The following is a 24,549-nucleotide window of genomic DNA, read 5'->3' as shown; positions in this document are numbered from 1 at the left end:
CATACTTTGCCTGCGGAATGTTTCTATATGTAGGTTGGTTGAAGTTTATAATTCACATTCCGTTTCTTGCATTGTTCGAGAAAGAGAACTATAATGTACTCTGTGGAGGTGCGAAATGGACTATATGACATTGAAAGAGGCCGCCGAGAAATGGGGCGTGACACCTCGTAGGGTAAATTATTATTGTGCCGGTGGGCGTATCCCCGGTGCTGTGAAGATGGCCGGTGTCTGGCTGATACCAAAAGAGACAGAAAAACCGTGTGACAGGAGAACAAGAGATGGAAAACAGCTTTAGTATTTTAATTATTGAAGATGACGTACTGCTAAACGATATGACTAAGCGGCTTTTAACCCAACATGGATATTGCGTAACTTCTGCCTATTCTGGAAGTGAGGCACTTCTATTGATTGAAAAAAGCAGCTTTGACTTGATTTTACTTGATCTGATGCTTCCCGGCATACCGGGCGAGATAGTATTGGACAAGATAAAGAGCATGATGGATATTCCGATTATCGGTGTGTCCGCTAAAACGGATATAGACAGCAAAGTGAACCTCATACGAAACGGTGCAGATGATTACATCACAAAGCCATTCGACAATCAAGAGCTGCTGGTGCGGATTGAAGCAGTGCTCCGGCGCTTTCAGAAGTCTACCACCCCCAACAATAGCAAAATACTTCGCTTTAAGGACTTGTCCCTTGATACAGAAGCTATGGAGGCTAAAATCAGGAATACCCCCATTACTTTGACACGGTATGAATACCTGATTTTGCAACTTCTGATGTCCTCGCCCTCAAAGGTATTCACAAAGAACAATATTTTTGAAAGCGTGTGGAATGAAAATTTTATCGGGGACGATAATGCAATCAATGTCCACATTGGAAATCTCCGCAAGAAGTTTGCCAAGGTCAATCCAGAGGAAAAGTATATTCAGACGGTTTGGGGCCTCGGTTTCAAAATGCAGGGCTAATCCTTAGAGAAATCTTATGAAGTTTGCACACCAGTCTGCTACAATAAGACAGCATGGAAAGGGGATGATTATTTTGGAGACTGCTTTGGAAACAGCCGGGTTGACCTATGTTTTCCCGGATGGAAACGGAATTAAAAATATCGCGTTTCAGGTAAAACGCGGAGAAATCTATGCACTGTATGGCGGCCATCACGCCGGGAAATCTGTACTGTTGCAAACCATTATAGGTACACTTAGACCTCAAGCTGGTACGCTCAAATTATTTGGCAATATAGACTATCAGAAGGAGCGCCGCCGGATTGGGTTTGTACCACAAAAGCCTGTGACAATCGGCTCTCTGTCACCTGCTGATATGCTGCGTTATTTTTCTTCCGTTTTTGGAACCACAGAAATCCATATTTTAGATATACTGCATTTGAACCTGAAAGAGAAAAAGGCGGTACGGCGATTGCCATTATCGACCCAGCGTTTAGTGAATTTGGCTGTTGCCCTTTTGGGAAATCCAGATATGATAATTTTGGACGATCCTTTTTCCGGGCTAGATAAGGGAGAATGTGAACACCTGCTTTCTGTTCTGAACTATCTGCATGAAATCAACCATACCACACTTTTAATCTCTGGACAGGATTATACGCTGCTTTCCCGGCTTGCATCCAAATATGGCGTGATGGCAGATGGCAAGCTGCTTTGTGAGCTTACGGCTAGGGAATTGAAAGAGAGCTGCCAGCGGTGCATAAAGATAAGAACTCCACAATTAGAACGGGCTATTACGATTTTAAGCCAGCAGTTCCCGGATTTTGAAGTGTTGGGTCATGACCTGATTAGAATTTTTCATTGTAATGAGCAATCCGGGGAAATCAATACGCTGCTGGTTCATTCCGGGATAGAGGTATCAGAAATCTGGCTTGCCGGTATGGAGCCGACCGACTATCTTTTGAAAATGACAGGAGGTGCAAAGAGTGATTCAGACGATGCAAAGTGAGTTGTTCCGTATCCGCAAAAGCCGCCTGTTTTGGGCCTGCCTCGTATTGGCTGCGTTTTTTGTCTTTGCGCTTGCCCTGACCTTTTATCACAATTCGGTAAATGGTATGCTTCCGGTTATATCACTGGTTTCGTTCACGGAGTTTCTGTTTTCAGATTACAGTCTGATTTTTCCATTGACGCTCTTTTTGTGCCTGTACTTTACAGAAGATTTTCATACCGGCACATACAGTATCACACTTTCTAAAGGTACAAGCAGAGTACACCTATTCTTTGGAAAACTGCTGGCCTCATGGGGTGGCGTTTTATTTTTTCTGTTTGTATGCTTTGGTGTTGCGTATTTGTCAATTCTGATGATGGGAGCATCCCGGTATGACATAGAGTATTCGTTTTCTGCAATCGGAGTCTTTCTTTTGTTTCAATGCCTGTGCTTTTTAGGTTACACTGCATTTCTCAATTTGTTAAGTTACCTGCTCCGGCATCGGATCATTGTTACGATTACCGCATTTTTTATGCTGGGGGTTTTGTATTTATATCTCACAAAGATAAGTACAGCACTGGATATGGATTATTCGCTCTACAAGTATTGGGTTGTAGGGCTATCTCATAGCTTGCAGATCAATACCTTTGGGGAGGATTTAATACCCATTTGTTTGACACTGGTAGTATATCTGTTTTTACCAACAGCCATTTCGCTCTCCCTGTTTCTAAGGTTGGACTTGCGCGATTTGGAAAGGCGGTGATGGCTACATGATGGTGTTATGTATCTTGCTTGCAATGCTTTCCCTGTTTTTGTCCCTGAAACTGATTTATCAGCGAAAGTTGGTTCAGAAAGTAAAAAAACAGATTGACTTTCTGATTGACCGTGATACGCAAACCGAAATTATGCTGGAAAAAACGGATGGGACAATACTGGATTTGGCTGCAAGTATCAATCATCTTCTGAAAAAATATCGTAGCATGGGGCAGGAAATTGAACGGAGCGATACACTGTTCCGAGATACCATTACCAGTCTTTCCCACGACTTGCGAACGCCGCTGGCAACAGCAAATGGCTATATCCAGCTCTTACAGGAACAGGATTTAACAGGGGAGCAAAAAGAATATGCGACGATTGCGGGAGAAAGAATTTCCGCTGTAAAGCTGCTTCTCGACCAACTGTTTGAATTTGCAAGGATTGAGGCCGACGAACTGAAATTGAATTGCAGAAATACGGATATACACAGTGTACTTCGGGATGTTGTCGCCTCATACTACGGCGATTTTGAACAGAAAAAATGTGTCCCCTATATCGTTATCCCAAATCCACCAGCTATCATTTGGGGCGATCCAGATGCCTTGACCCGGATTTTCTCAAATGTGGTTTATAATGCACTTGTTCACGGGGAGGGAAATTATCAAATCACCGCAGCGATAGAAGAAGCTCAAACGGTCATAACCATTAAAAATGCGTCGAGCAGTATTCAGCAAGAAGATATTCCTCATTTGTTTGACCGTTTTTACACCACCGACCAGTCACGAACAAAAAAGACAACCGGGCTGGGATTGGCAATCGCTCAAAGACTTGTGACCCGCATGGGCGGGCAAATTGTCGCTTCCTTGCAAAACGGTCTCTTTGCAATTCAAGTCGTGTTTCCCATTGTCAATTCCTAAAGGGCTGCTTCGGCGGCTCTTTTTTCATCCTTAGACTTTCCTTAGACTTTTCTCAAACAAATCCTAAACCTCTTTGGTAAAGTATGAGCCATAGGAGGTATAAACAAATGGTTAAAGTAGCTTTAGTGGTTTCTATCATCGCTTTGGCGGTGTGCCTGCTCACGGCCTTGCATGGCGTATTGAGCGATGGACTAAAAGGACTAAAACAGAGATCAAAACCCATTGGTATTTCATTTTTGATTTATGCTGTGGCCTTTTTGCTTTTCATCTTTTTTCAATAACGGAGGTATTTCATGCTGCAAATCAAAAATGTAAATCTGAATATTGGAAATACTGCCTTGCTGTCCAATATCAACCTGTCCTTAGAGCAAGGAAAAATCTACGGTATTCTGGGACCAAATGGAGCTGGTAAAACAACTTTGTTTAAGTCCATGCTGGGGCTGACTGCCTTTTCAGGAGAAATCCTCTCGGATGGACAGCCCGTTTCCAGCAGATGTTTTGGAAGTTTGATTGAATACCCGGCTTTTTACCCCCGGCTCACCGTAGAGGAAAATTTGAAGCTCCACGCGCAGTATTTGGGTCTGAAACGGCCAAACATTGAAGTGGCGCTCGAACAAGTAAACTTGCTGGATGCCCGGAAAAAGCTGTTTTCTCAACTTTCTTTGGGGATGCGCCAACGCCTGGGAATTGCCCGCGCCTTTTTAGGCGATGTTCAATATTTGCTGCTGGACGAACCTACCAATGGCCTTGATCCGATGGGTATAAAGGAAATCCGACTGCTGCTGAAGGAACGCCTGAAATCTCCCCAACACTGTATTTTGGTATCAAGTCATAATCTGACGGAAATTGCCGCTGTTACGGATATTCTCATTTTCATTCGGGGAGGCAAAATCATCAAGATCGTAAAAAACGGCTATAATGAAAAGGAACTGGAAGCACTGTATGAGGATATTATGACTTCCGGCCAGAGGGGGGAAGCATAATGGGAATGTTGATTAAAAACGAGTTTTACAAGTTGAAGCGGGAATGGTTTATGGTATTTCTTCTGCTGTTGTCACTTCTTCCCATTCTTACCGGCGGAGCAGGAGCAGTTTTCAACAACAGCGCAAAATCACTTGCTGACCTGTTTTTCTTTATGAATAACCAGTTCTCCATGTTCTTCCCAATGGTCATCTTCATTTTGATTGGTTCGCTGTTTTATCAGGAATACAAGAACAAAACTTACATCAACTGGATTACCTATGATTTTTCAAAGAAGAAACTCTTTCTATCGAAAGTTGCTGTTAGCATCGTTATCGGCATAGGCTTTGCAGTCATCTTATTTATTGCTTTTGGTCTGCTTGTAGCGGTACTCAATGGAACTGATAGGTTGATCGGAGGAGGTATTTCCCTGTTCCTCAATTTGGCAATCGGGTTTGGAATTGAAGCTTGTGTTGTCGTTTTGATAACTACTTGTTTGGGGGCAATAGTTATCAATCTGAGCCGCAATATTATTGTGACAAGCGTAGTAGGGGTTATATATGGCTTTGCATCCTGCCTGTTCATCGGTTCAGAAAGCGGCTTTGTCATTCCGGGTAGCTTTGCATATCGTGTGTCTATGTTTTTTTCGGATAAATCCACTTATTATGATTCCCCTGTGCTGGCCACCATTGGCGGATGTATCAGTTTTGTACTTTGCTTTATTGTGATGTTTTTGGTTGGATTGATTGTCTTTTCTCACAAGAAAAAAATAGAAAATTAAATTCTGCCGCACGACGGCAAAAGAAAAAAAGCCGTCGTACAGCAGACACATTTCCACGCGCCTATGAAGCGGCGACTTTGAGAAGATCAGAGCCGCCGTTTCTTTTCGTCTATCCCAATCTAACGACGACCTAACACCGTGTAAATCCACGGCGGCATATAGGAGGATTGCCGCCGTGTCTATTTTTGTCTTTTTTCACAGTACCCATGACCTGCACCAGCTAAAAAAAGCCTGTTTCCAGCAGCGGGGCAATGCGGTCAGAAGTATGTACTATACCATGTAAGCGAACAGCAAAATATATTCCATGACGCTCGTATGGCTTTATGCCGTCCGGGCGCTTTTTTGTCCCTATGGAGCCGAAACATCGGGTCAGCATGGCCCGAACTTTATCCCCGATGTCGCTCCCCGCCGCCCCATTCAGATTTACCAAAAAAATCTGAATGGAGGAAAGGCAGATGGAAGTTACCATCAATTATAACGGACAAGCTGTGGCTGTGGAGGTCACGCTGGAAGTCTATGAATTTCTTGACCGGGCCGATCACAAAACGGAGAACCTGTTCCATGAACAGCGGCGGCATTGGGATGGCCGGGAGTTTGACGAGTACATCATTACCACCGAGGGTGTAGGAGCCTACGGCGAAACGCCGGAAGAATATCTTTGCCGCATGGAAACGCTGCATGAGCTGATGGCGGTTCTGGACACCTGTACCGAGGCCCAGCGCCGCCGGTTCCTGCTCTATGCGCTTGACGGACTGAGCCTTGCAGAGATCGGTGTGCTGTGCAGCTGCTCCAAAGTGGCTGTGTATCAAAGTGTGGAGGCGGTCAGAAAAAAATTTATAAATTTCTTTGAAAACAGGCTTAACGAATGACCTGTTTTCTGGCTACCAAGTGAAAGGGATCATTTCCCTTATCTCAGCGAGGGGCGGACAGCGGACGAGCTGCCCGCCTCTCCGATTTTCAGGAGGTAAGCCTATGAAAACAATCAATCTGCGGTGGATGTATCCCCACTACCGGCATGACGAGTTTGTGGATGTTACAGACGAGGTATGGGCAGCGATGTATCAGGCCCAGCGGGAGATGGAGAACTATGAGCGCCGGAAAGTCTACCACCGCGCCTACTACTCTCTGGACGCATACAGCTGGCTGGAAAATTACGCACTGGAACACAGCAGATCGCCGGAAGATATTTTGCTGGAACGAGAAGAAATGACCACCCGCCTGCACCTGATTGCAGCTCTGCCTGCGGCTCTGGCTCATGCCACTCCGACACAGGCCCGCCGTGTTCACGCCTACTACATTGCCGGTATCAAGCAGCCGGAAATATCCCGGAGAGAGGGCGTCCACAGCAGCAAGGTCAGCGTTTCCATCCGCCGGGGTCTGCGGAATATGCGCCGTTGCTATGATGGCCTTTTCCAAACAGAGTGAGGGCGTGCCTATGCAGACCATCAATCTCAAACAATATTATCCATTTTGCAAAGAGGACATTTTTGTGGAGGTGTCCGATGAGATCGTCGAAGCGTTTCTTCTGGATAAGAGAGCCGAGGCCGCCAGAGAACGCAAGATGTTCCGCTATAAGGCGTTTTACTCCCTCGATTGTAACGACGGAATCGAAAATGCCGCAATCGGCTGGGCGCAGCCATCGCCGGAGGATCATCTGATAGAAAAAGAAGAATTAGCCGAATATGAAGAACTGATACGGCGATTGTATGAAGCCATTTCTTCCCTGTCCCCCATACAGGCTCGCCGTGTCCACGCCCGCTATATATTGGGTATGAAAGTGAAAGACATTGCCGCAATGGAGGGTATCACACCATCACAGGCGGGAAAATCCATCCACGCTGCACTGCGGGGGCTACGCCGGTACTTTGCGCGTCAGAAATGGACGGTCAATCTATGAGCGTTTCCAAAGAAAAGAGGTGCATGACATGAACGAAAAAATTACAGCCCACCCCTCAAAAGAAGAACGGGAGAAAGTCCTGAAGGAGAGCTGGCAGCTTGAAAACCGCAAGAAGATTTTAGAGAACAAGCAGCGGAATGAAGAACGCAGGGTTCGCACCCGCCGCTTGATTGAGCGCGGAGCCATTTTAGAGGGGATTTTCCCGCTGGCTCCTGACCTTTCCGGCGCAGAGGTCAAAGCATTTCTGATTGCCCTGTCCCATCTTCCGGGGGCTGTGGAATTGACTGCAAACCTGCCAAAATCCGGGGACACGCCATAAGTCCCTTGTTTACAAGGGCGCACTTATACACCGTTGCCGGTGCTGTGCGCCCTGCCGGGGGCATTGCGTACTTCGTCCGCGATGGGAAGCTACGCTCCCCAAACCCCTTGTGCGCTCTGCGCAGCCAAACACCCGCTTTGCGTTTGTCCGGCTCCACAGAGCCTGTTATCCCCTCACTGAAAGGAGGTGTTCCCCATAGATTTCTGTCATATCCCGGTCAGTATCATCAAGCGCAGCGCAGGCCGTTCTGCCGTTGCTGCAGCTGCTTACCGCAGCGGAACCAAGCTGACAAATGAATGGGATGGAATGACCCACGACTACACCCGGAAAGGCGGCATTGTCCATGCGGAGATCATGCTGCCTGCCCACGCCCCGCCAGAATTTGCAGACCGTTCTATCCTCTGGAACAGTGTGGAGCAAATCGAGAAAGCAAGGGACAGCCAGCTTGCCCGCGAGATCGAAGCAGCCCTGCCCCGTGAACTGTCCGGCGAACAACAGCTTGCCCTTGTGCGTGCCTATGTGAAGGACAACTTTGTAGACAAAGGAATGTGTGCCGACTTTGCTATCCATGACAAGGGAACCGGCAATCCTCATGTCCATATCATGCTGACACTCCGGCCTTTGAAAGAAAATGGACAGTGGGGCGCAAAGTGCCGCAAGGCATATGATCTGGACGAGAATGGACAGCGTATCCCGGATGGGAAAGGCGGCTGGAAAAATCATCGGGAGGATACGACTGACTGGAACGATAAAGGAAATGTGGAGATTTGGCGGGCAGCGTGGGCAGCCTACACCAACCGGGCGCTGGAATCTGCCGATAGACCGGAGCGCATTGACCACCGCAGCTACAAGCGGCAGGGCATTGATAAAATTCCCTCTGTCCATCTGGGGCCAGCTGCCAGCCAAATGGAAAAGCGCGGTATCCGCACCGACAAGGGAGAAGTAAACCGGCAGATCGCTGCTGACAACAAACTGCTGAAAGAAATCAAAGCCCGCATTACCCGCCTTTATCGCTGGTCGAAAGCGGAAGCGGAAAAACCACAAACACAGCAAAGCAGCTTGACCGCCTTGTGGGAGGCCGGGCAGCAGCTGAACACTCCCCGCACCCGTACTGGCAAAATCCGGGCTTTGCAGGAAAGCGCCACACTATTCAGCTTTTTACAGGCAAACGGCATCCAGTCTATGCAGCAGCTTCATGAAAAAATCGCTGATATGAACAGCCGTTACTATGACCTGCGGGGAAAGATCGTCAAGGCTGAGCGCCGGATTGCCATTCTTACCGAACGCGGGGAGATGTGGGAACAGTACAACCAGTACAAGTCCATCCACAAGCAGCTTGCCAAAGTAAAGCCGGAAAAGCGGGAACAGTTTGAGCAGCGCCACAGCCGGGAACTGATCCTGTATGATGCAGCAGCCCGGTATCTGAAAGAACTGAAAGACAGCGGCGAGGGGATAACCCCGAAGGCATGGCAGCGGGAGATCGACCAGCTGACCGCCGGAAAGCAGACGGACACGCTTGCCATGAAATCCATGAGGGAGGATTTGAAAGCAGTGGAACGGCTCCGCAAAACCGCCGAGCAGCTGTCCCGACAGGAAAGGGACAAGTCTCACGACCGTGGGCCGGAGCGGTAAAGGCTATCGCGTTTTGGCGTACCCTTGTCAAGTGCGTCGCGTTTCACGACATACCTTTGCATACAGAAAAACCGCCGTACAGGTTTCCCCATACGGCGGCAGACTGTTTATTTGCCGAACAAGTCACTGTGTGTGCCGGTGCGGGCCAGCGTCAGCACCAGAACATCATCCTCTATGCGATAGACAAGCAGCCAGTCCGGGAGAATATGACATTCCCGATGACCTGCCCAATCGCCGGACAGGTCATGGTCGCGGTTCTTATCCGGCAGCGGTTCGCCCATTGCCAGCAATGCTACGATCTGCTCCAGCAGCTCGATCTTCAAGCCACGCTTTATGGCTCGTTTGTAGTCTTTTTTGAAACTGGTCGTGTACTTGACGGTATATTTGGTTTCTTTCATCTTTTCAGGTCAGCAAATAACTCGTCAAGGTCATTGTAGCCCTTTACAGACGGGTCTTTTGCAATCCTTTCCGCTTCCAGCATGGCAGCAACCGTTTCTTTGTTCGGCTGTTCCAGCCTTACCTCAAAGGGAATGCCGCCTTCACGAAGCGACTGGCGCACAAAGATGTTAAACGCCGTAGTCAGGTTCATGCCAAGTTCAGTAAACAGTGCGTCCGCCTGCGCTTTCAAATCTGCGTCCATGCGGATACTGATGTTTGTGGTATTTCCAGCCATACGATCAACCCCTTTCTGCTGGCAATTATAGTATATGCCATTTGCACGAAGAAAACAATACTTTGCACGAATATTTAACAATAAATTCATTCGAGGAGGTTACACGCTTTATGAAAGAAATCATTTATGAAGAACAACAAGACTGAACCTATCCCTGTCATGGATTACCGCCAGTATCGCAGAGCGCGGAAACTGGTGCATGAGTGCTGTAACTACATCGACGGAAACTGTATCGCTCTGGACGATGGGGAGGAATGTGTCTGTGTCCAGTCTATTTCCTACTCCCTGTTGTGCAGGTGGTTTCGGGCGGCGGTATTGCCGCAGGATAAGGAACTGGAAACGGCACTGTTCCACCGGCTGAATGCTAAGAAATGCTCCGTATGCGGGGCGCTGTTTACCCCCGGTTCCAACCGAGCCAAATACTGCCCGGAATGTGCCGCACGCATGAAGCGGATCAACGCCGCAAAGCGCAAGCGGAAACAACGGGAGAAATGTCACGCTTTAGGGGCTGAAAAACCCTTGTAAATCAAGGCTTTTTTCGGGGGTGTCAAAGGCAGTCTGATAGATTTATCCTCTGCCCCCTAAAATAGCCTTAAAATGCGTACAGAATCCCAAGAGAAACCCCAAGGAGGAACCCTATGTCAGACAACCGAAAATATTATTACCTGAAACTCAAAGAAAACTATTTTGATGATGATTCCATCGTGCTGCTGGAAAGTATGCAGGACGGTGTGCTGTATTCTAACATTCTGCTCAAGCTGTATCTGAAATCGCTGAAACATGGCGGGCGGCTCCAGCTTGACGAGGACATCCCTTACACGGCGCAGATGATCGCCACCATTACCCGCCAGCAGATCGGCACTGTTGAGAGAGCCTTGCAGATCTTTTTGAAGCTGGGCCTTGTGGAAGTGCTGGACAGCGGCACATTCTACATGAGCAACATCGAACTTTTAATCGGCCAGTCCTCCACCGAGGCTGAGCGAAAGCGGGCTGCGAGGCTCCAAAACAAGGCTCTTTCTGCGCCCCGGACAAACGGCGGACATTTGTCCGACATTCGTCCACCAGAGATAGAGATAGAGTTAGAGAAAGAGATAGAGATAAAGAGAGAGATAGAGAAGGGATGCTCCGCCCGCGCCTATGGCCGTTACCAGAATGTTTTCCTGACGGACGAGGAACTGGCAGACTTGCAGGCCAGTTTTCCCACTGTATGGGGCCAGTACATCGAAAAGCTGTCCGAATACATGGCCTCTACCGGTAAGCGGTATCAGAGCCATGCCGCCACCATCCGGCGCTGGGCCGGTGAGGACGCGAAAAAGGCGGCCCCGCCCACCCGCAACCGTGATTACAGCGTAAAGGAGGATGAAACCGTATGATGGAGATTACCGCAGAAATCCGGGCGCTGATCGACAAGGCAGCCGTCGGTATGGAACTGGCCGGGGACGAGTACATAGACCCGGCAGACGGGCTCATTCACTGTAAGAAATGCGGCGGCCAGAGGCAGACCGTTGTGCCATGCTTTGGGAAATCCGGCTACTTTATGCCGCGCTGCATCTGCCAGTGCCAGCGGGAGGCTGAGGAGCAGCGCAAGGCTACTGAAGAACGGCAGCGCCGTATGGAGCGTATCAAACGCCGAAAGGCACAGGGCTTGCAAGACCGTTATCTGTACGACTACACATTTTCCAATGATAACGGGCAAAACCCATTGATGGACAAGGCTCATGCCTATGTGGAGAATTGGAAAGAGGCATATAAGAGCAATATCGGGCTTTTGCTGTTTGGAGATGTGGGAACCGGCAAGTCTTTTTTCGCCGGATGTATTGCCAACGCTCTACTTGACCAGGATGTGCCGGTGCTGATGACGAACTTCCCCACCATTCTGAACCGCCTGACTGGGATGTTCTCTGAGGACAGGTCAGAGTTTATTGCCAACTTTGACGAATATGACCTGCTTATCATTGACGATCTGGGTGTAGAGCGCAGTACAGAATATGCTATGGAGCAGATGTTTTTCGTCATCGACAGCCGCTATCGCAGCCGCAGACCCATGATTATCACAACAAACTTGAAACTGTCCGAGTTGAAAAACCCGCCCGACCTGGCCCACGCCCGTATCTATGACCGTATTCTGGAACGGTGTGCGCCGATTCTCTTTGACGGGAAGAATTTCCGGGAAGAAAATGCCGGTGCTACCCGACAGGCAGCAAAAGACATTGTAAACAGTAAGCACGACTGATTTTTTACCGGGCGGCACAGACCCGTTCGGAGAAAGGAGCGCCATGAACAGAGAACCCCGTACTATGCAGGTGGCAGACGCCGCTACTGCGTCCAGAGCGCCGGAAAACACGCCAGCGATGGTAAAGAAAATCGGTAAGACAACCTACAAGGTTCATGTCCATTTCAGCAATACCAGCACAGAAACCATGAGCGATAAAATCAAGCGTATGCTCAAAAATGAAATTCAGCAGATGTAACAGACTGATAAACGAAGCCGCCTTGTGCTAAACTGATGATGGTACGCACCAAAATTTTTGTCAAGGAGGACACGAAAATGCTTTACACAGAAAAAGAGAAGCATGAAATTGAACGAGTAAAGGAGGTCTTTGCGGAACATCTGCGGCAAAGCCCTGATTTTGAACTGCTCTGGTCGGAGAAGGTAGGCTATGTCTGGCTGGCGATTGGCGTCAATCCAGTCTATGTGGATACCGGTATCAGAATCGAATCTGCCGCCGATCTCTGTTACAGGTGTTTGGACGATGTAGCTACGGATGTTTTATATATGACGGGCAACGATCACGCGCTGGAAGCAGCCGATCCGCTGGAATTGGCCGAAATCAAGCGGCGCTGGGAGCCATATATCAACCAGTTGCCAGACTATGCGTATCTCTGCAAAGACCTGCTGAACGGAAAAATGTAATCTATCAAACGAGGTGTCAGGAGTCATACCGTGCTTCTGGCACCTTTTTTGTAGATTTTTTGTGAATTTGATTAAAAAGTCCTTGACAATTTGTCTCTGGCAAAACCGCTAAGTCGATTTTGATTTCCTGCGGTGCGCGTCTTGCCGTATTTGATATTGCGGAGCTGCGCGAGGTTACATCCTACGATGAGTTGGAACTGGATACGCTGGGAGACAGAAAAACGGCTCTGTTCCTCATTATGAGTGATACGGATGACAGTTTTAACTTTCTCATTTCCATGTGCTACACCCAGTTATTCAACCTACTTTGTGAAAAGGCCGATGATGTGTATGGTGGCAGGCTTCCGGTTCATGTGCGCTGTCTGATTGATGAGTGTGCTAATATCGGGCAGATTCCGAAGCTGGAAAAGCTGGTGGCCACCATCCGAAGTCGTGAAATCTCTGCCTGTCTGGTGTTGCAGGCACAGAGCCAGCTCAAGGCAATTTACAAAGATAATGCCGATACCATCATCGGCAATATGGATACTTCCATCTTCCTGGGTGGCAAAGAGCCAACAACGCTGAAAGAGCTGGCGGCTGTTCTGGGAAAGGAGACCATAGACACTTACAACACCGGAGAGAGCCGGGGACGGGAGACCTCCCACTCGCTCAACTATCAGAAATTGGGAAAGGAGCTGATGAGCCAGGATGAGCTGGCAGTTATGGATGGCGGCAAGTGCATCTTGCAGTTGCGCGGTGTGCGTCCGTTTCTTTCAGACAAGTATGACATTACCAGACACCCTAATTTCAAATACACAGCTGATGCGGACAAGCGAAATACCTTTGATATTGAAGCATTTTTGTCTGCCAGACTAAAACTCAAGCCTGATGAGGTCTGCGATGTATATGAAGTAGACACGGAGGGCGTGTAATACGGTTCCGCTGAGAAAGGAGTGATCGTATCTATTTGCCGCAACTGCCTCTGTTGAGGCTATTGGCGTACAAAGCGGACAATCGCAAGAAAAATAATGAAAAAGGAGGACAGCCGGAATCATGCCCCCCGGAAACCGGGCGGCAGATTGTTCCGGCTTTTGTATGCCTATGAAACATGACAAACCTATTTTTTAATCAGATTCCGGCTAACAAACTATATGGCATTTTTTGAACAGGCAATTACCGTTCTTCAGACTCTCGTTATCGCTCTGGGCGCTGGTCTTGGTATCTGGGGTGTCATCAACCTGTTGGAAGGTTACGGCAACGACAACCCTGGCGCCAATGCTCATGTGCCATAAAGTAACATACAAGAATTGATAGACAGCAACCCACTATTCCGTTATTATCTTACGCACACACTTTGTAACTTTTTCGTTAAGCCTATTGACTCTGATACTTCGGAAGAGATATAATATAGTTGCTACTTAGCTAACCTAAATAGCGAAACTAAAGAGAGGCGACGATATGAATAACAAATATGTCCAGCAATTCAAAAAAGGCTCTCTGGAAATGATACTCTTATGCCTAATCGGACGCAAGGAAACTTATGGATATGAAATTATAACCGAATTGAACAATAATGCGTCTGTTTTGGGATATGCGAAAGAGGGAACCATTTATCCCATTTTGTATCGTTTACAGGAAGCAGAACTAATCAAATGCCGGTTGGCTCCGGCTGCGGCAAATGGCGGCTCAAAAAAGTATTATTCTTTAACTGATAAAGGCAGGAATGTACTTGATGAACTAATCTTATTTTGGTCAAGCTATGAAAACTGCGTAAATGGCTTTATAGAAAGTTATCAACAAGCGAGGGTGTCCAAATGAAAGAACAATATATCAAACAGGTTGAAAAGGAACTATCTTTACCACGCAAAATGAAAAAAGAGGTTGTGCGTGACTTGAATGAAGTTTTTGCGTCTGCTATGGAGCATGGAGAAACAGAGCAGCAGATTATCCAGCGTTTGGGGACGCCAAAAGAATTTGCAGACAGCACCGCAGAACAGTTTGGTATTGATAACACCAAATCGAAAAAAAGGAACGGCATCATTTCTACTCTTGCTACGCTTGTTATCGCGGTTGCTGCCTTTTCGGTATATGCTGTTACGCAATCAGGAAAAGTGCCAGAAGGAGCAATCGGACAAGCCGACGCGACAACAAATATACAGATTGAGGGCGCGTTTGCCTTTGATATTTCGCAAATCCTTTTGGCTATTGGGTTTGCAGCAACAGCTATTGCTATTTTGTTAATTATCCGAACCATACACAAAAACAGGAGGTAACCAATGAAGAAGTATATTTCTGTATTCACAATCATGGTTATGATTTTTTTGGCTGCGTGTTCTAATCAAAATACATCATCTACACCGACAAGCAATGAGAACAATACGCAATCTAATAGTGTTACAAAATTGGACGAGGGTGTTTGGCCTGCGAATGAGTACACAGAGGGGCTTCCTGTTGCGCCTGGTACGGTTGCATGGGCTACACTTGATACAGAACATGAGAATTGCAATATCAACCTTACCGGCATTAGCGAAAACGACTATAACGAGTATATGGAGCTTTTGAACCAAGAAGGCTTTTCCGTAATTGAAAATGTATCAGAGGAAATCGAGGGAGAAAACTATGTTTCTATCGGGACGCTTTTATCAAACGACGAAAAGTGGTTAAGTATCAGCTACATACCCAATAGTCTAACTATCTACATTTCCTTTGACAATAACTGAAAGAGATAACGGAATAGCAAAGCCAGTCGAGCCAGTCAACGGTCAAGATGAACGGCGCATACGCGCCGCCGTTGACAGCCCCGCCCGCCTTTGCAGACAGGCAATCAAGGGGCGACAGCAAAAAGTGCTGCCGCCCCGCACTATTATCAGAGAGGGGGAATTTCCATGACCGAAGATGAAGCCTACAAAGTGCATATCCAGTACACCTTTAACGCCTTTTGCAAGGTTGTCATTCGTCACGCCGCCATAGATGAAATTTTGAAGATGCGCCGGAGGTGGGAACGGGAAGTTTCCCTTGACTATTTGATGAATGAGAAGTTTGTCCAGCTTGCCGAGCCGGAACAGCTTGAAGAATACCTTTTTACCGCCTGCGGCCAGACCGCCGTTCTGTACCATGCGGAACTTGCCGCTGCCCTTGCCCTTTTGCCGGAGCAGGCACAGGAAGAAATTTTCCGCTATTACTTCCTGCGCCAGCCGCAGAGAGTGATCGGCGTACATATCGGCCGGACACGCAGCACAGCGGGGCGGCATATCCAGCTTGCCTTGCAACGGCTTCGGAAGGAAATGGAGGTGAGCCGGTATGAATAAACTTCTCCCCTATGAAACAATCGTCAAGGCGCATGAGGGCGACCCGGACGCAATCGACACCATTCTTTCCCACTACGCCGGATATATCCGCTACTGTTCCAAAGTACACGGGAAAGTCAACGCCGAGGTTGAGGAATATGTGAAGCAGAAGTTAATTGCCGCACTGTTCAAGTTTCGCTTTGACCGATAGTAAACAGGAAATTAAGGAGGCAAGAGGTTTTATGAAAAATCAGCTTTCAACAGTGACGGAAGTTGTAGTTAGAAGCATCTTTTACATCATCACAAACTATGTATTTGTTAGCATGGGACTGTCGTTTCATACTCATTGGATTGCAATTCTATTTTTACTTTCAATGGTATGGGCTACTATTGACTACGGCGAGTCTGTAAACAAAATAACCGGGAAAAAGGTTATTGCTGAAATACTATGTATATGCTGCATTGCGATAAGTATAGCGATTGCATATTTTGTGGGATATATTCAAGGAGCAATCATTTCCTTTTGAAAACATAACGCAATAACTCTCCGTTTATCATACCAATATGAAATGAGTTTTCAAAACTGAATACCAGCCGCCACCGGCGCGGCCAGCGAAAGCAGTAAGTCTGAAAAAGATTTACTGCTTTTTTTGTTGCCCGGTTCCGCTTCCGGCCATTTCGCCCTGTTCAGATTGTAGTAGTAAGTGAGGGGGAAACTTTTCTGCCCCGGCGTTTGGCATTTTTGATTTTTGTCCGTAGTAAGAAGCAAAGAGAAAATAAGCCGTTCCGTTTGGCAAATTTCAAAGCGCGGTGGTGTAGGGAGTGAAAGGAAAAATTCTCTGCCCCGCCGGTTGCCAAAATCCTGCTACCCGGATTACAGAAGCGAAAGAAATTTTGAAAAATCCCCGTCCAGCGGGTAGCTGGCGGCCTTTGAAATGTATCTTTAGCGGAAAGGAAAAAAGACCGCCCATAGCGAGTCGGAAGCCCTGTCCTGTCCGTTCTATGTACGGAAAAAACCGACAGGGGCAGTCTGCGGCAGTTACAGAGCAAGATTCTACCGCAGTACCAAAATTCGCTTTTCGCTCATTTTGCCCCTGCGGGAATCTTGTTGGGGAGTGCCTTCCCCAAACCCTGCTTATGCGGCTTGCGCCGCTTAAAAATCCTTCAAAATATTTTTTCGGATTTTTCAAAAACAGTTCCGCTTCACACCCCGTTTTTCTCCTATTAGTGAGAGGACACCACGCACAGAAAGGAGGTTTTACCATGCGAAAACGATACAACACGCCGCACCGCAGCCGGATAGTCAAGACACGCATGACCGAGGAAGAATACGCCGAGTTTGCGGAAAGGCTCTCTGCCTGCAACATGAGCCAAGCCGAGTTTATCCGGCAAGCCATAACCGGGGCAGCCATACGCCCCATCATAACCGTTTCCCCCGTCAACGATGAGCTGCTTGCCGCTGTCGGGAAGTTGACTGCCGAATACGGCAGGATCGGCGGCAACTTAAACCAGATAGCCCGGACGCTGAACGAGTGGCACAGTCCCTACCCGCAGCTTGCCGGGGAGGTACGGGCGGCGGTTTCCGACCTTGCTGCCCTAAAGTTTGAAGTCTTGCAGAAAGTGGGTGACGCTGTTGGCAACATTCAAACATATCAGCTCTAAAAATGCCGACTATGGCGCAGCGGAAGCCTACCTCACATTTGAGCATGACGAGTTTACCATGAAGCCCACCCTTGATGAAAACGGGCGGCTGATACCGAGGGAGGATTACCGCATTTCTTCCCTTAACTGCGGGGACGAGGATTTCGCTGTTGCCTGTATGCGAGCCAATCTCCGCTATGAGAAAAACCAAAAACGGGAAGATGTGAAAAGCCACCACTATATCATCAGCTTTGACCCACGGGACGGGACAGACAACGGCTTGACCGTAGACCGGGCGCAGGAGCTGGGCGAGCAGTTCTGTAAAGAGCATTTCCCCGGACACCAAGCCCTTGTATGCACCCACCCGGATGGGCATAACCACAGCGGCAATATCCATGTGCATATCGTCCTCAACTCCCTGCGGATTTATGAAGTCCCGCTTCTGCCCTACATGGACAGACCCGCCGATACACGGGAGGGCTGCAAGCACCGCTGCACCAATGCCGCTATGGAATATTTCAAGAGTGAAGTCATGGAGATGTGCCACCGGGAGGGGCTTTACCAAATCGATCTTTTGAACGGCAGCAAGGAACGGATAACGGAACGGGAATACTGGGCGGCAAAGAAAGGGCAGCTTGCCCTTGATAAAGAGAACGCTGCCAGAGAAGCCGCAGGACAGCCGACCAAGCCCACCAAGTTTGAAACGGACAAGGCGAAGCTGCGCCGGACGATACGGCAGGCACTTTCCCAAGCTACCAGCTTTGACGAGTTTTCTTCCCTTTTGCTGCGGGAGGGCGTGACCGTCAAGGAGAGCCGGGGGCGGCTTTCCTACCTCACGCCGGACAGGACAAAGCCTATCACAGCCCGGAAGCTGGGGGACGATTTTGACAAGGCTGCTGTCCTTGCCCTGCTCACGCAGAACGCCCACAGAGCCGCCGAACAGACCACAGACATACCCGAATACCCACACACCCAAAAGGAACGCTTGCGGGAGGAAAAAGCCGCAAAAACCACCCCGGCAGACAACACCTTGCAGCGCATGGTTGACCGGGAAGCCAAGCGAGCCGAGGGCAAGGGCGTGGGCTATGACCGCTGGGCGGCAAAGCACAACCTAAAGCAAATGGCAGCTACCGTTACCGCCTATCAGCAGTATGGCTTTTCTTCCCCGGAGGAACTGGACGAAGCCTGTTCTGCCGCTTATGCCGCCATGCAGGAAAGCCTTACAGAGCTGAAGCAGGTGGAAAAGACGCTGAACGGGAAAAAGGAGCTGCAACGGCAGGTGCTTGCCTATTCCAAGACCCGCCCTGTCCGGGACGGGCTGAAACAGCAGAAAAACGCCAAAGCAAAAGCAGCCTACCGTCAGAAGCACGAAAGCGACTTTATCATAGCAGACGCAGCCGCCCGTTATTTCAGGGAGAACGGCATTTCCAAGCTGCCGAGCTATAAAGCCCTGCAAGCAGAGATTGAAAGCCTTATCAAAGAGAAAAACAGCGGCTACAACGATTACCGGGCAAAACGGGAGGAATACCGCCGCTTACAGACTGTCAAGGGCAATATCGACCAGATTTTACGCCGGGAACGCAAGCCTGTGAAAAGGCAGGAACAGGAGCGATAAAAACCACCCCAAAATGTACCCGAACCCATACAGAACAAGGGGGCTGCCCCGTACCCTATCCGCAATACCAAAGGATTTTTTAACGGGCTTACAGGGCAGAAAAAACCCGAAAATGATACCGAGATGATACAGAATTACCGCCGATACCGCCACACTAGCGGAAACGGCAGAAAGGAGCGCACCCATGCCAAGAATGAGCAAGAAACGGCGGCTGGAATGGTCTTTTTTCCTGCGGCAAGTAAAAGTCGGAAATACCACCTGCGACCGTATCACATACAACGACCTCTGCCGGGGCTGTACCCATAGCTGCAAGCAGAGCTTCCGGGCGGTTATCATACTCTGCCCCCGCTACTACTCCAAACGCCGGAAAAAGGAGGACAAGGACAATGGCAGATAACCGCAAGTATTACTACCTCAAGCTGAAAGAAAACTTTTTTGACAGCGACTCCATTGTGCTGCTGGAAGATATGAAAGACGGAATTTTATATTCCAATATCCTCTTGAAGCTGTACTTAAAATCGCTGAAAAACGGCGGGAAGTTGCAGCTTGACGAGCATATCCCCTACACAGCACAGATGATAGCGACACTGACCCGCCACCAGATAGGGACGGTTGAAAGGGCTTTAGAGATTTTCCGGCAGTTGGGGCTTGTGGAGCAGCTTGACAGCGGGGCTTTCTATATGACCGACATTGAACTGATGATAGGACAGTCCTCTACCGAAGCCGAAAGGAAACGGGCTGCAAGGCTGGAAAACAAGGCACTTTTACCGTCCCGGACAAAAGGCGGACATTTGTCCGACATTCGTCCACCAGAGATAGAGATAGAGTTAGAGAAAGAGATAAAGATAGAAAAAGAGAGAGAGGGAGAAACGGGACACCCCGCCCTCGCCGCTTATGGCAGATACAACAATGTGATACTGACCGATACAGAGCTTTCCGGGCTGAAAACAGAGCTGCCCGACAAGTGGGAGTATTATATTGACCGGCTTTCCTGCCATATCGCTTCCACTGGGAAGCAGTACCACAGCCATGCAGCCACCATTTACAAGTGGGCGCAGGAGGACGCTGCCAAAGGCAAGGCTGCCCCGAAACAGGGCATACCCGATTATTCATGCAAGGAGGGCGAGAGCTTATGAAAAACGAGATTGAAGCTATGATTACGGACATTACAGCCACTACCGCCGAAGCGGAGGACTACACAGGCGAGGACGGGCTTTTATACTGCGGCAAGTGCCATACGCCCAAAGAAGCCTACTTTCCAAAAGAAACCGCCCAATGGTTAGGGCATGACCGACACCCGACAGAGTGCGACTGCCAGCGGGCAGCCCGTGAAAAACGGGAAGCCGCTGAAAGCCGACAGAAGCACCTTGAAACAGTGGAGGACTTGAAACGCCGGGGCTTTACCGACCCTGCTATGCGGAACTGGACATTTGAGCATGACAACGGCAGAAACCCGCAGACCGCAACCGCCCGTTTTTATGTGGAGAGCTGGGAAACCATGCAGGCTGAAAATATCGGCTACCTGTTTTGGGGCGGCGTGGGGACGGGAAAAAGCTACCTTGCCGCCTGTATCGCCAACGCCCTTATGGAAAAAGAGGTTGCCGTTCGCATGACAAACTTTGCAACGATACTGGGTGACCTTGCCGCCAGCTTTGAGGGCAGGAACGAATATATTTCCCGCCTTTGCAGCTACCCTCTGCTGATACTTGATGATTTCGGTATGGAGCGAGGGACAGAATACGGGCTGGAACAGGTTTACAGCGTGATTGACAGCCGTTACCGAAGCGGCAAGCCGCTGATCGCCACGACCAACCTCACGCTGGAGGAATTGCAGCACCCGCAGGACACGCCCCACGCCCGTATCTATGACAGGCTGACTTCCATGTGCGCCCCCGTCCGCTTCACGGGCAGCAACTTCCGAAAGGAAACCGCACAGGAAAAGCTGGAACGCTTAAAGCAACTGATGAAGCAGCGAAAGGAGAGCCTATGACAGAAACGAAACAGACAAGCACCACCAAAACAGACCGCCGCCCGGACTGTGTGACGGAAATCCGCATGGGCAACTCCGTCCTTACCGTTTCCGGCTTCTTCAAGCAGGGCGCAACCGACACCGCAGCCGACAAGATGATGAAAGTGCTGGAAGCGGAAGCTGCTACACAAAAAACGGCGATTTGACCGACCATAAAGAAGCAGATTTGACGCTTTTGCCGCTATACAGACAGCCGCCCCATGTGGTACAATCGAGGTACGGAATAGTGGGGCTGGCTGTCGGAAACGGAGGATTTTATGTTAAGACAGACCAACCAACAACCAATTACCGCCCTTTACCCAAGACTTTCCCATGAGGACGAGCTGCAAGGCGAGAGCAATTCCATTTCCAATCAGAAGCGTATCCTTGAAACCTATGCAAAGCAGAACGGCTTTTCCAATCTGCGCTGGTACACGGACGACGGTTATTCTGGTGCGAACTTTCAAAGACCCGGTTTTCAAGCCATGCTTGCGGACATTGAAGCCGGAAAAGTCGGGACAGTTATCGTAAAGGATATGTCGAGATTAGGGCGAAACTACCTGCAAGTGGGAATGTACACGGAAATGATTTTCCCACAGAAAGGTGTCCGCTTCATCGCTATCAATGACGGAGTGGACAGCGCACAGGGCGACAATGATTTTGCCCCGCTGCGGAATATCTTTAACGAATGGCTGGTGAGAGATACGAGCAAGAAAATCAAAGCAGTGAAACGCTCAAAAGGCATGAGTGGCAAGCCTATCACAAGCAAGCCTGTGTATGGCTACCTCATGGACGAGGACGAAAATTTCATCATTGACGAGGAAGCTGCACCCGTAGTCAAGCAGATATACAATTTCTGCCTTGCCGGGAATGGTCCGACCAAGATAGCCCGTATGCTCACAGAGCAGCAAATCCCCACGCCGGGGACGCTGGAATACCGCAGGACGGGCAGCACCCGCCGCTACCACCCCGGCTATGAGTGCAAGTGGGCGACCAATACCGTTGTGCATATCCTTGAAAACCGGGAATACACGGGCTGCCTGGTAAACTTCAAGACGGAAAAACTCTCTTACAAAGTCAAGCACAGCGTAGAAAACCCGGAGGAAAAGCAAGCGATATTCGAGAACCACCACGAGCCTATCATAGACACCCAAACATGGGAACGGGTGCAGGAGCTTCGCAAGCAGCGCAAACGCCCCAACCGCTATGATGAAGTGGGCTTGTTCTCCGGCATACTGTTCTGTGCAGACTGCGGCAGTGTCATGTATCAGCAGCGTTACCAGACCGATAAGCGGAAACAGGACTGCTATATCTGTGGGAATTACAAGAAGCGTACCCATGACTGCACCGCGCATTTTATCCGCACTGACCTTTTGACTGCGGGCGTTCTCTCCAATCTGCGGAAAGTGACCAGCTATGCGGCAAAGCACGAAGCCCGGTTTATAAAGCTCTTGATTGAGCAGAACGAGGACGGGGGCAAGCGCAGGAACGCCGCCAAGAAAAAGGAACTGGAAGCCGCCGAGAAACGCATAGCCGAGTTATCCGCTATCTTCAAGCGGCTGTATGAGGACAGCGTGACCGGGCGCATATCAGACGAGCGTTTCACAGAGCTGTCGGCAGACTATGAAGCAGAGCAACGGGAACTGAAAGAAAAAGCCGCCGCTATCCAAGCGGAGCTTTCCAAAGCACAGGAAGCCACCGTGAACGCAGAAAAGTTTATGAATGTTGTTCGGCGGCATACCAGCTTTGAAGAACTTACCCCTACTCTGCTGCGGGAGTTTGTAGAGAAAATCGTTGTACATGAGTGCAGCTATGACGAGAACAAGACCCGCAGACAGGACATTGAGATTTATTATTCTTTTGTTGGCAAGGTGGACTTGCCCGAATAACCGCCCGACCTATCCGACACAAGAGCTAAGTGCCGGATAGGAACGGCAAAATTTTTTACACTTCTATTACTTCTTTATCGCACATAAGTAAAATCTCAGGGCATGAAGCAGCTTATGGCTGGTGCTGGTGTAGCCGTTGTTGGTATGGTTCTTGTACCTCTGCTCTCCGGGCTGTTCTCTGTCTAAGCGTTCCTGCATGAAATCCTTGCCGCTCCCGCAGCTCTGCGGGGGCGGCGGAAAGGAGGTTGACACCGTATGGATTTCTTACTTGAAGCCCTGACGAATTGGCTGAAAGAAATGCTGGTGGGCGGTATTATGAGCAACCTTTCGGGGATGTTTGACAGTGTAAACCAACAGGTCGCGGATATATCCGTACAGGTAGGACAGACCCCACAGGGATGGAATGGCAGTATTTTCAGCATGATTGAGAATCTGTCCAACTCCATCATGGTGCCGATTGCAGGTGTGATCCTGGCTATCGTTATGACCGTGGACCTGATCCAGATGATTGCAGACAAGAACAACCTGCATGATGTGGATACCTGGATGATTTTCAAGTGGGTGTTCAAATCAGCCGCCGCCATCCTCATTGTCACAAACACATGGAATATCGTGATGGGCGTCTTTGATATGGCGCAGAGCGTAGTGGCGCAGGCGGCAGGGGTTATCAATTCGGATGCGTCCATTGACATTTCCTCAGTTATGACCGATTTGGAACCGAGGCTGATGGAAATGGATTTGGGACCGCTGTTCGGACTGTGGTTCCAATCCCTCTTTATTGGCATTACCATGTGGGCGTTGTATATCTGTATCTTTATCGTTATTTATGGCCGTATGATCGAGATCTACCTTGTAACTTCGGTGGCTCCCGTTCCAATGGCTGCAATGATGGGCAAGGAATGGGGCGGTATGGGACAGAATTACCTCCGATCTCTGCTGGCACTGGGCTTTCAGGCGTTTCTCATTATCGTCTGCGTGGCAATTTATGCTGTGCTGGTGCAGAACATCGCTCTGGAAGATGACATCATCATGGCAATCTGGAGCTGCGTGGGCTACACCGTACTGCTATGTTTTACGCTGTTCAAAACAGGCAGTCTCGCCAAATCAGTCTTTCAGGCGCACTAAAACGGAAGGAGGTTTCCACATTGGCTTATGTACCCGTACCCAAGGACTTAACAAAAGTCAAAACAAAGGTCATGTTCAATCTGACCAAGCGGCAGCTTATCTGCTTCACGGGCGGAGCGCTTATTGGCGTACCGCTTTTCTTTTTGCGTGTGTCCAGCAAAGCTGGACTACACTTGCCGGTGTAAGTCCGGTCACGGTAATCGCCAGTGAGCCGTGTAGTTAAA

The 24,549-nt window shown here is 49.0% G+C and carries 34 protein-coding genes and 4 pseudogenes; 36 read left to right on the top strand and 2 right to left on the bottom strand.

The window, feature by feature from the left end:
• Window positions 1-115: 115 nt before the first annotated feature.
• The 13 genes from I2D69_RS17050 (at window position 116) to mobQ (ending at window position 9,194) form a co-directional block, all read left to right on the top strand.
• The gene (locus I2D69_RS17050) at window positions 116-295 is read left to right on the top strand and encodes a helix-turn-helix domain-containing protein (RefSeq protein ID WP_195380288.1); all 180 of its coding nucleotides are present in this window, start codon (window positions 116-118) and stop codon (window positions 293-295) included.
• Window positions 279-971 (top strand): response regulator transcription factor, encoded by a 693-nt coding sequence (locus tag I2D69_RS17045; protein WP_125116582.1) that lies wholly within the window; start codon window positions 279-281, stop codon window positions 969-971. The genes I2D69_RS17050 and I2D69_RS17045 overlap by 17 nt, the downstream gene beginning before the upstream one ends.
• Window positions 972-987: 16 nt before the next feature.
• Window positions 988-1,953, top strand: a complete 966-nt coding sequence (locus I2D69_RS17040) for an ABC transporter ATP-binding protein (protein ID WP_195380287.1) — start codon at window positions 988-990, stop codon at window positions 1,951-1,953.
• Window positions 1,931-2,695, top strand: coding sequence for an ABC transporter permease (locus I2D69_RS17035; RefSeq protein ID WP_026650085.1), 765 nt, complete (start codon window positions 1,931-1,933; stop codon window positions 2,693-2,695). The genes I2D69_RS17040 and I2D69_RS17035 overlap by 23 nt, the downstream gene beginning before the upstream one ends.
• 7 nt (window positions 2,696-2,702) lie before the next feature.
• The gene (locus I2D69_RS17030) at window positions 2,703-3,605 is read left to right on the top strand and encodes a HAMP domain-containing sensor histidine kinase (protein ID WP_195380286.1); all 903 of its coding nucleotides are present in this window, start codon (window positions 2,703-2,705) and stop codon (window positions 3,603-3,605) included.
• 107 nt (window positions 3,606-3,712) lie between these two features.
• The gene (locus I2D69_RS17025; RefSeq protein WP_002570968.1) at window positions 3,713-3,886 is read left to right on the top strand and encodes a hypothetical protein; all 174 of its coding nucleotides are present in this window, start codon (window positions 3,713-3,715) and stop codon (window positions 3,884-3,886) included.
• Between the two features lie 12 nt (window positions 3,887-3,898).
• Window positions 3,899-4,588, top strand: a complete 690-nt coding sequence (locus I2D69_RS17020) for an ATP-binding cassette domain-containing protein (RefSeq protein ID WP_195380285.1) — start codon at window positions 3,899-3,901, stop codon at window positions 4,586-4,588.
• Window positions 4,588-5,346, top strand: a complete 759-nt coding sequence (locus tag I2D69_RS17015; protein WP_026650088.1) for an ABC transporter permease — start codon at window positions 4,588-4,590, stop codon at window positions 5,344-5,346. Before I2D69_RS17020 ends, I2D69_RS17015 begins: the two co-directional genes overlap by 1 nt.
• A 455-nt stretch (window positions 5,347-5,801) precedes the next feature.
• A complete protein-coding gene (locus I2D69_RS17010; protein ID WP_117950544.1) occupies window positions 5,802-6,215 on the top strand; it encodes a sigma factor-like helix-turn-helix DNA-binding protein in 414 nt (137 codons plus the stop codon).
• 103 nt (window positions 6,216-6,318) lie between these two features.
• Entirely contained in the window at window positions 6,319-6,771 is a 453-nt protein-coding gene (locus tag I2D69_RS17005; protein ID WP_118729526.1) for an RNA polymerase subunit sigma-24, read from the top strand.
• Window positions 6,772-6,781: 10 nt separating this feature from the next.
• Window positions 6,782-7,243: a sigma-70 family RNA polymerase sigma factor gene (locus I2D69_RS17000; protein ID WP_195380284.1), complete on the top strand. Its 462-nt coding sequence runs from the start codon at window positions 6,782-6,784 to the stop codon at window positions 7,241-7,243.
• A 28-nt stretch (window positions 7,244-7,271) separates the two neighbouring features.
• Window positions 7,272-7,562: a DUF3847 domain-containing protein gene (locus tag I2D69_RS16995; RefSeq protein WP_195380283.1), complete on the top strand. Its 291-nt coding sequence runs from the start codon at window positions 7,272-7,274 to the stop codon at window positions 7,560-7,562.
• Between the two features lie 186 nt (window positions 7,563-7,748).
• Window positions 7,749-9,194: a MobQ family relaxase gene (mobQ, locus tag I2D69_RS16990; protein WP_195380282.1), complete on the top strand. Its 1,446-nt coding sequence runs from the start codon at window positions 7,749-7,751 to the stop codon at window positions 9,192-9,194.
• Window positions 9,195-9,301: 107 nt separating this feature from the next.
• Here the strand turns inward: mobQ and I2D69_RS16985 are convergent, their stop codons facing one another.
• Both I2D69_RS16985 and I2D69_RS16980 read right to left on the bottom strand, forming a co-directional pair.
• Window positions 9,302-9,592, bottom strand: coding sequence for a type II toxin-antitoxin system YafQ family toxin (locus I2D69_RS16985; protein WP_015536524.1), 291 nt, complete (start codon window positions 9,590-9,592; stop codon window positions 9,302-9,304).
• Complete coding sequence (locus I2D69_RS16980) at window positions 9,589-9,867, bottom strand: type II toxin-antitoxin system RelB/DinJ family antitoxin (RefSeq protein ID WP_005924829.1); 279 nt, start codon at window positions 9,865-9,867, stop codon at window positions 9,589-9,591. The genes I2D69_RS16985 and I2D69_RS16980 overlap by 4 nt, the downstream gene beginning before the upstream one ends.
• A gap of 126 nt (window positions 9,868-9,993) precedes the next feature.
• Between I2D69_RS16980 and I2D69_RS16975 the strand changes: the two genes are divergently transcribed.
• From I2D69_RS16975 to I2D69_RS20280, 23 genes and pseudogenes are all read left to right on the top strand, one after another.
• Window positions 9,994-10,392 (top strand): cysteine-rich VLP domain-containing protein, encoded by a 399-nt coding sequence (locus tag I2D69_RS16975; RefSeq protein WP_195380281.1) that lies wholly within the window; start codon window positions 9,994-9,996, stop codon window positions 10,390-10,392.
• Between the two features lie 113 nt (window positions 10,393-10,505).
• On the top strand, window positions 10,506-11,240 hold the full coding sequence (locus I2D69_RS16970; RefSeq protein ID WP_112091012.1) for a phage replisome organizer N-terminal domain-containing protein: 735 nt from the start codon (window positions 10,506-10,508) through the stop codon (window positions 11,238-11,240).
• Window positions 11,237-12,100, top strand: a complete 864-nt coding sequence (locus tag I2D69_RS16965; protein ID WP_195380280.1) for an ATP-binding protein — start codon at window positions 11,237-11,239, stop codon at window positions 12,098-12,100. The genes I2D69_RS16970 and I2D69_RS16965 overlap by 4 nt, the downstream gene beginning before the upstream one ends.
• Window positions 12,101-12,143: 43 nt before the next feature.
• Complete coding sequence (locus I2D69_RS16960; RefSeq protein WP_015533371.1) at window positions 12,144-12,338, top strand: transposon-encoded TnpW family protein; 195 nt, start codon at window positions 12,144-12,146, stop codon at window positions 12,336-12,338.
• Window positions 12,339-12,415: 77 nt separating this feature from the next.
• A complete protein-coding gene (locus I2D69_RS16955) occupies window positions 12,416-12,781 on the top strand; it encodes a hypothetical protein (RefSeq protein WP_195380279.1) in 366 nt (121 codons plus the stop codon).
• A 95-nt stretch (window positions 12,782-12,876) separates the two neighbouring features.
• Window positions 12,877-13,692: pseudogene (locus tag I2D69_RS16950) on the top strand (TraM recognition domain-containing protein); the annotation flags it as partial.
• 219 nt (window positions 13,693-13,911) lie between these two features.
• Window positions 13,912-14,040 (top strand): annotated as a pseudogene (locus tag I2D69_RS16945) (Maff2 family protein); the annotation flags it as partial.
• A gap of 178 nt (window positions 14,041-14,218) precedes the next feature.
• The gene (locus tag I2D69_RS16940) at window positions 14,219-14,578 is read left to right on the top strand and encodes a PadR family transcriptional regulator (protein ID WP_195380278.1); all 360 of its coding nucleotides are present in this window, start codon (window positions 14,219-14,221) and stop codon (window positions 14,576-14,578) included.
• The gene (locus I2D69_RS16935) at window positions 14,575-15,033 is read left to right on the top strand and encodes a DUF1700 domain-containing protein (protein WP_117530251.1); all 459 of its coding nucleotides are present in this window, start codon (window positions 14,575-14,577) and stop codon (window positions 15,031-15,033) included. The genes I2D69_RS16940 and I2D69_RS16935 overlap by 4 nt, the downstream gene beginning before the upstream one ends.
• Before the next feature lie 3 nt (window positions 15,034-15,036).
• Window positions 15,037-15,480, top strand: a complete 444-nt coding sequence (locus I2D69_RS16930; RefSeq protein ID WP_117499030.1) for a hypothetical protein — start codon at window positions 15,037-15,039, stop codon at window positions 15,478-15,480.
• A gap of 165 nt (window positions 15,481-15,645) precedes the next feature.
• Window positions 15,646-16,068, top strand: coding sequence for a sigma-70 family RNA polymerase sigma factor (locus I2D69_RS16925; protein WP_195380277.1), 423 nt, complete (start codon window positions 15,646-15,648; stop codon window positions 16,066-16,068).
• Window positions 16,061-16,258, top strand: coding sequence for a helix-turn-helix domain-containing protein (locus I2D69_RS16920; protein WP_195380276.1), 198 nt, complete (start codon window positions 16,061-16,063; stop codon window positions 16,256-16,258). The genes I2D69_RS16925 and I2D69_RS16920 overlap by 8 nt, the downstream gene beginning before the upstream one ends.
• A 31-nt stretch (window positions 16,259-16,289) precedes the next feature.
• Window positions 16,290-16,574, top strand: coding sequence for a hypothetical protein (locus tag I2D69_RS16915; protein ID WP_195380275.1), 285 nt, complete (start codon window positions 16,290-16,292; stop codon window positions 16,572-16,574).
• 736 nt (window positions 16,575-17,310) lie between these two features.
• Window positions 17,311-17,709, top strand: coding sequence for a plasmid mobilization relaxosome protein MobC (locus I2D69_RS16910; protein ID WP_009255556.1), 399 nt, complete (start codon window positions 17,311-17,313; stop codon window positions 17,707-17,709).
• Window positions 17,681-19,303: a relaxase/mobilization nuclease domain-containing protein gene (locus tag I2D69_RS16905; protein ID WP_195380274.1), complete on the top strand. Its 1,623-nt coding sequence runs from the start codon at window positions 17,681-17,683 to the stop codon at window positions 19,301-19,303. The genes I2D69_RS16910 and I2D69_RS16905 overlap by 29 nt, the downstream gene beginning before the upstream one ends.
• Window positions 19,304-19,487: 184 nt before the next feature.
• The gene (locus I2D69_RS16900; RefSeq protein WP_097785111.1) at window positions 19,488-19,700 is read left to right on the top strand and encodes a hypothetical protein; all 213 of its coding nucleotides are present in this window, start codon (window positions 19,488-19,490) and stop codon (window positions 19,698-19,700) included.
• Window positions 19,690-20,439, top strand: a complete 750-nt coding sequence (locus tag I2D69_RS16895; protein WP_195380273.1) for a phage replisome organizer N-terminal domain-containing protein — start codon at window positions 19,690-19,692, stop codon at window positions 20,437-20,439. The genes I2D69_RS16900 and I2D69_RS16895 overlap by 11 nt, the downstream gene beginning before the upstream one ends.
• The gene (locus tag I2D69_RS16890) at window positions 20,436-21,293 is read left to right on the top strand and encodes an ATP-binding protein (RefSeq protein WP_195380272.1); all 858 of its coding nucleotides are present in this window, start codon (window positions 20,436-20,438) and stop codon (window positions 21,291-21,293) included. The genes I2D69_RS16895 and I2D69_RS16890 overlap by 4 nt, the downstream gene beginning before the upstream one ends.
• Window positions 21,290-21,478 carry a transposon-encoded TnpW family protein gene (locus tag I2D69_RS16885; protein WP_002569233.1) on the top strand — a complete coding sequence of 63 codons (189 nt, stop codon included), beginning with the start codon at window positions 21,290-21,292 and terminating at the stop codon, window positions 21,476-21,478. Before I2D69_RS16890 ends, I2D69_RS16885 begins: the two co-directional genes overlap by 4 nt.
• 111 nt (window positions 21,479-21,589) lie before the next feature.
• On the top strand, window positions 21,590-23,200 hold the full coding sequence (locus I2D69_RS16880; protein WP_055222985.1) for a recombinase family protein: 1,611 nt from the start codon (window positions 21,590-21,592) through the stop codon (window positions 23,198-23,200).
• Window positions 23,201-23,290: 90 nt separating this feature from the next.
• Window positions 23,291-23,386: pseudogene (locus I2D69_RS21255) on the top strand (Maff2 family protein); the annotation flags it as partial.
• A gap of 69 nt (window positions 23,387-23,455) precedes the next feature.
• Window positions 23,456-24,325, top strand: coding sequence for a VirB6/TrbL-like conjugal transfer protein, CD1112 family (locus I2D69_RS16870; RefSeq protein ID WP_024724981.1), 870 nt, complete (start codon window positions 23,456-23,458; stop codon window positions 24,323-24,325).
• Window positions 24,268-24,471, top strand: a pseudogene (locus I2D69_RS20280) (PrgI family protein); the annotation flags it as partial. The gene I2D69_RS16870 and the pseudogene I2D69_RS20280, both read left to right, overlap by 58 nt.
• Between the last annotated feature and the right edge of the window lie 78 nt (window positions 24,472-24,549).

Source organism: Ruminococcus sp. D54t1_190329_F1 (genome assembly GCF_015551645.1).
In the GTDB taxonomy this organism is placed as follows: Bacteria; Bacillota; Clostridia; order Lachnospirales; family Lachnospiraceae; genus Blautia_A; species Blautia_A faecis.
This window is presented reverse-complemented; position numbering and strand designations above follow the sequence as displayed.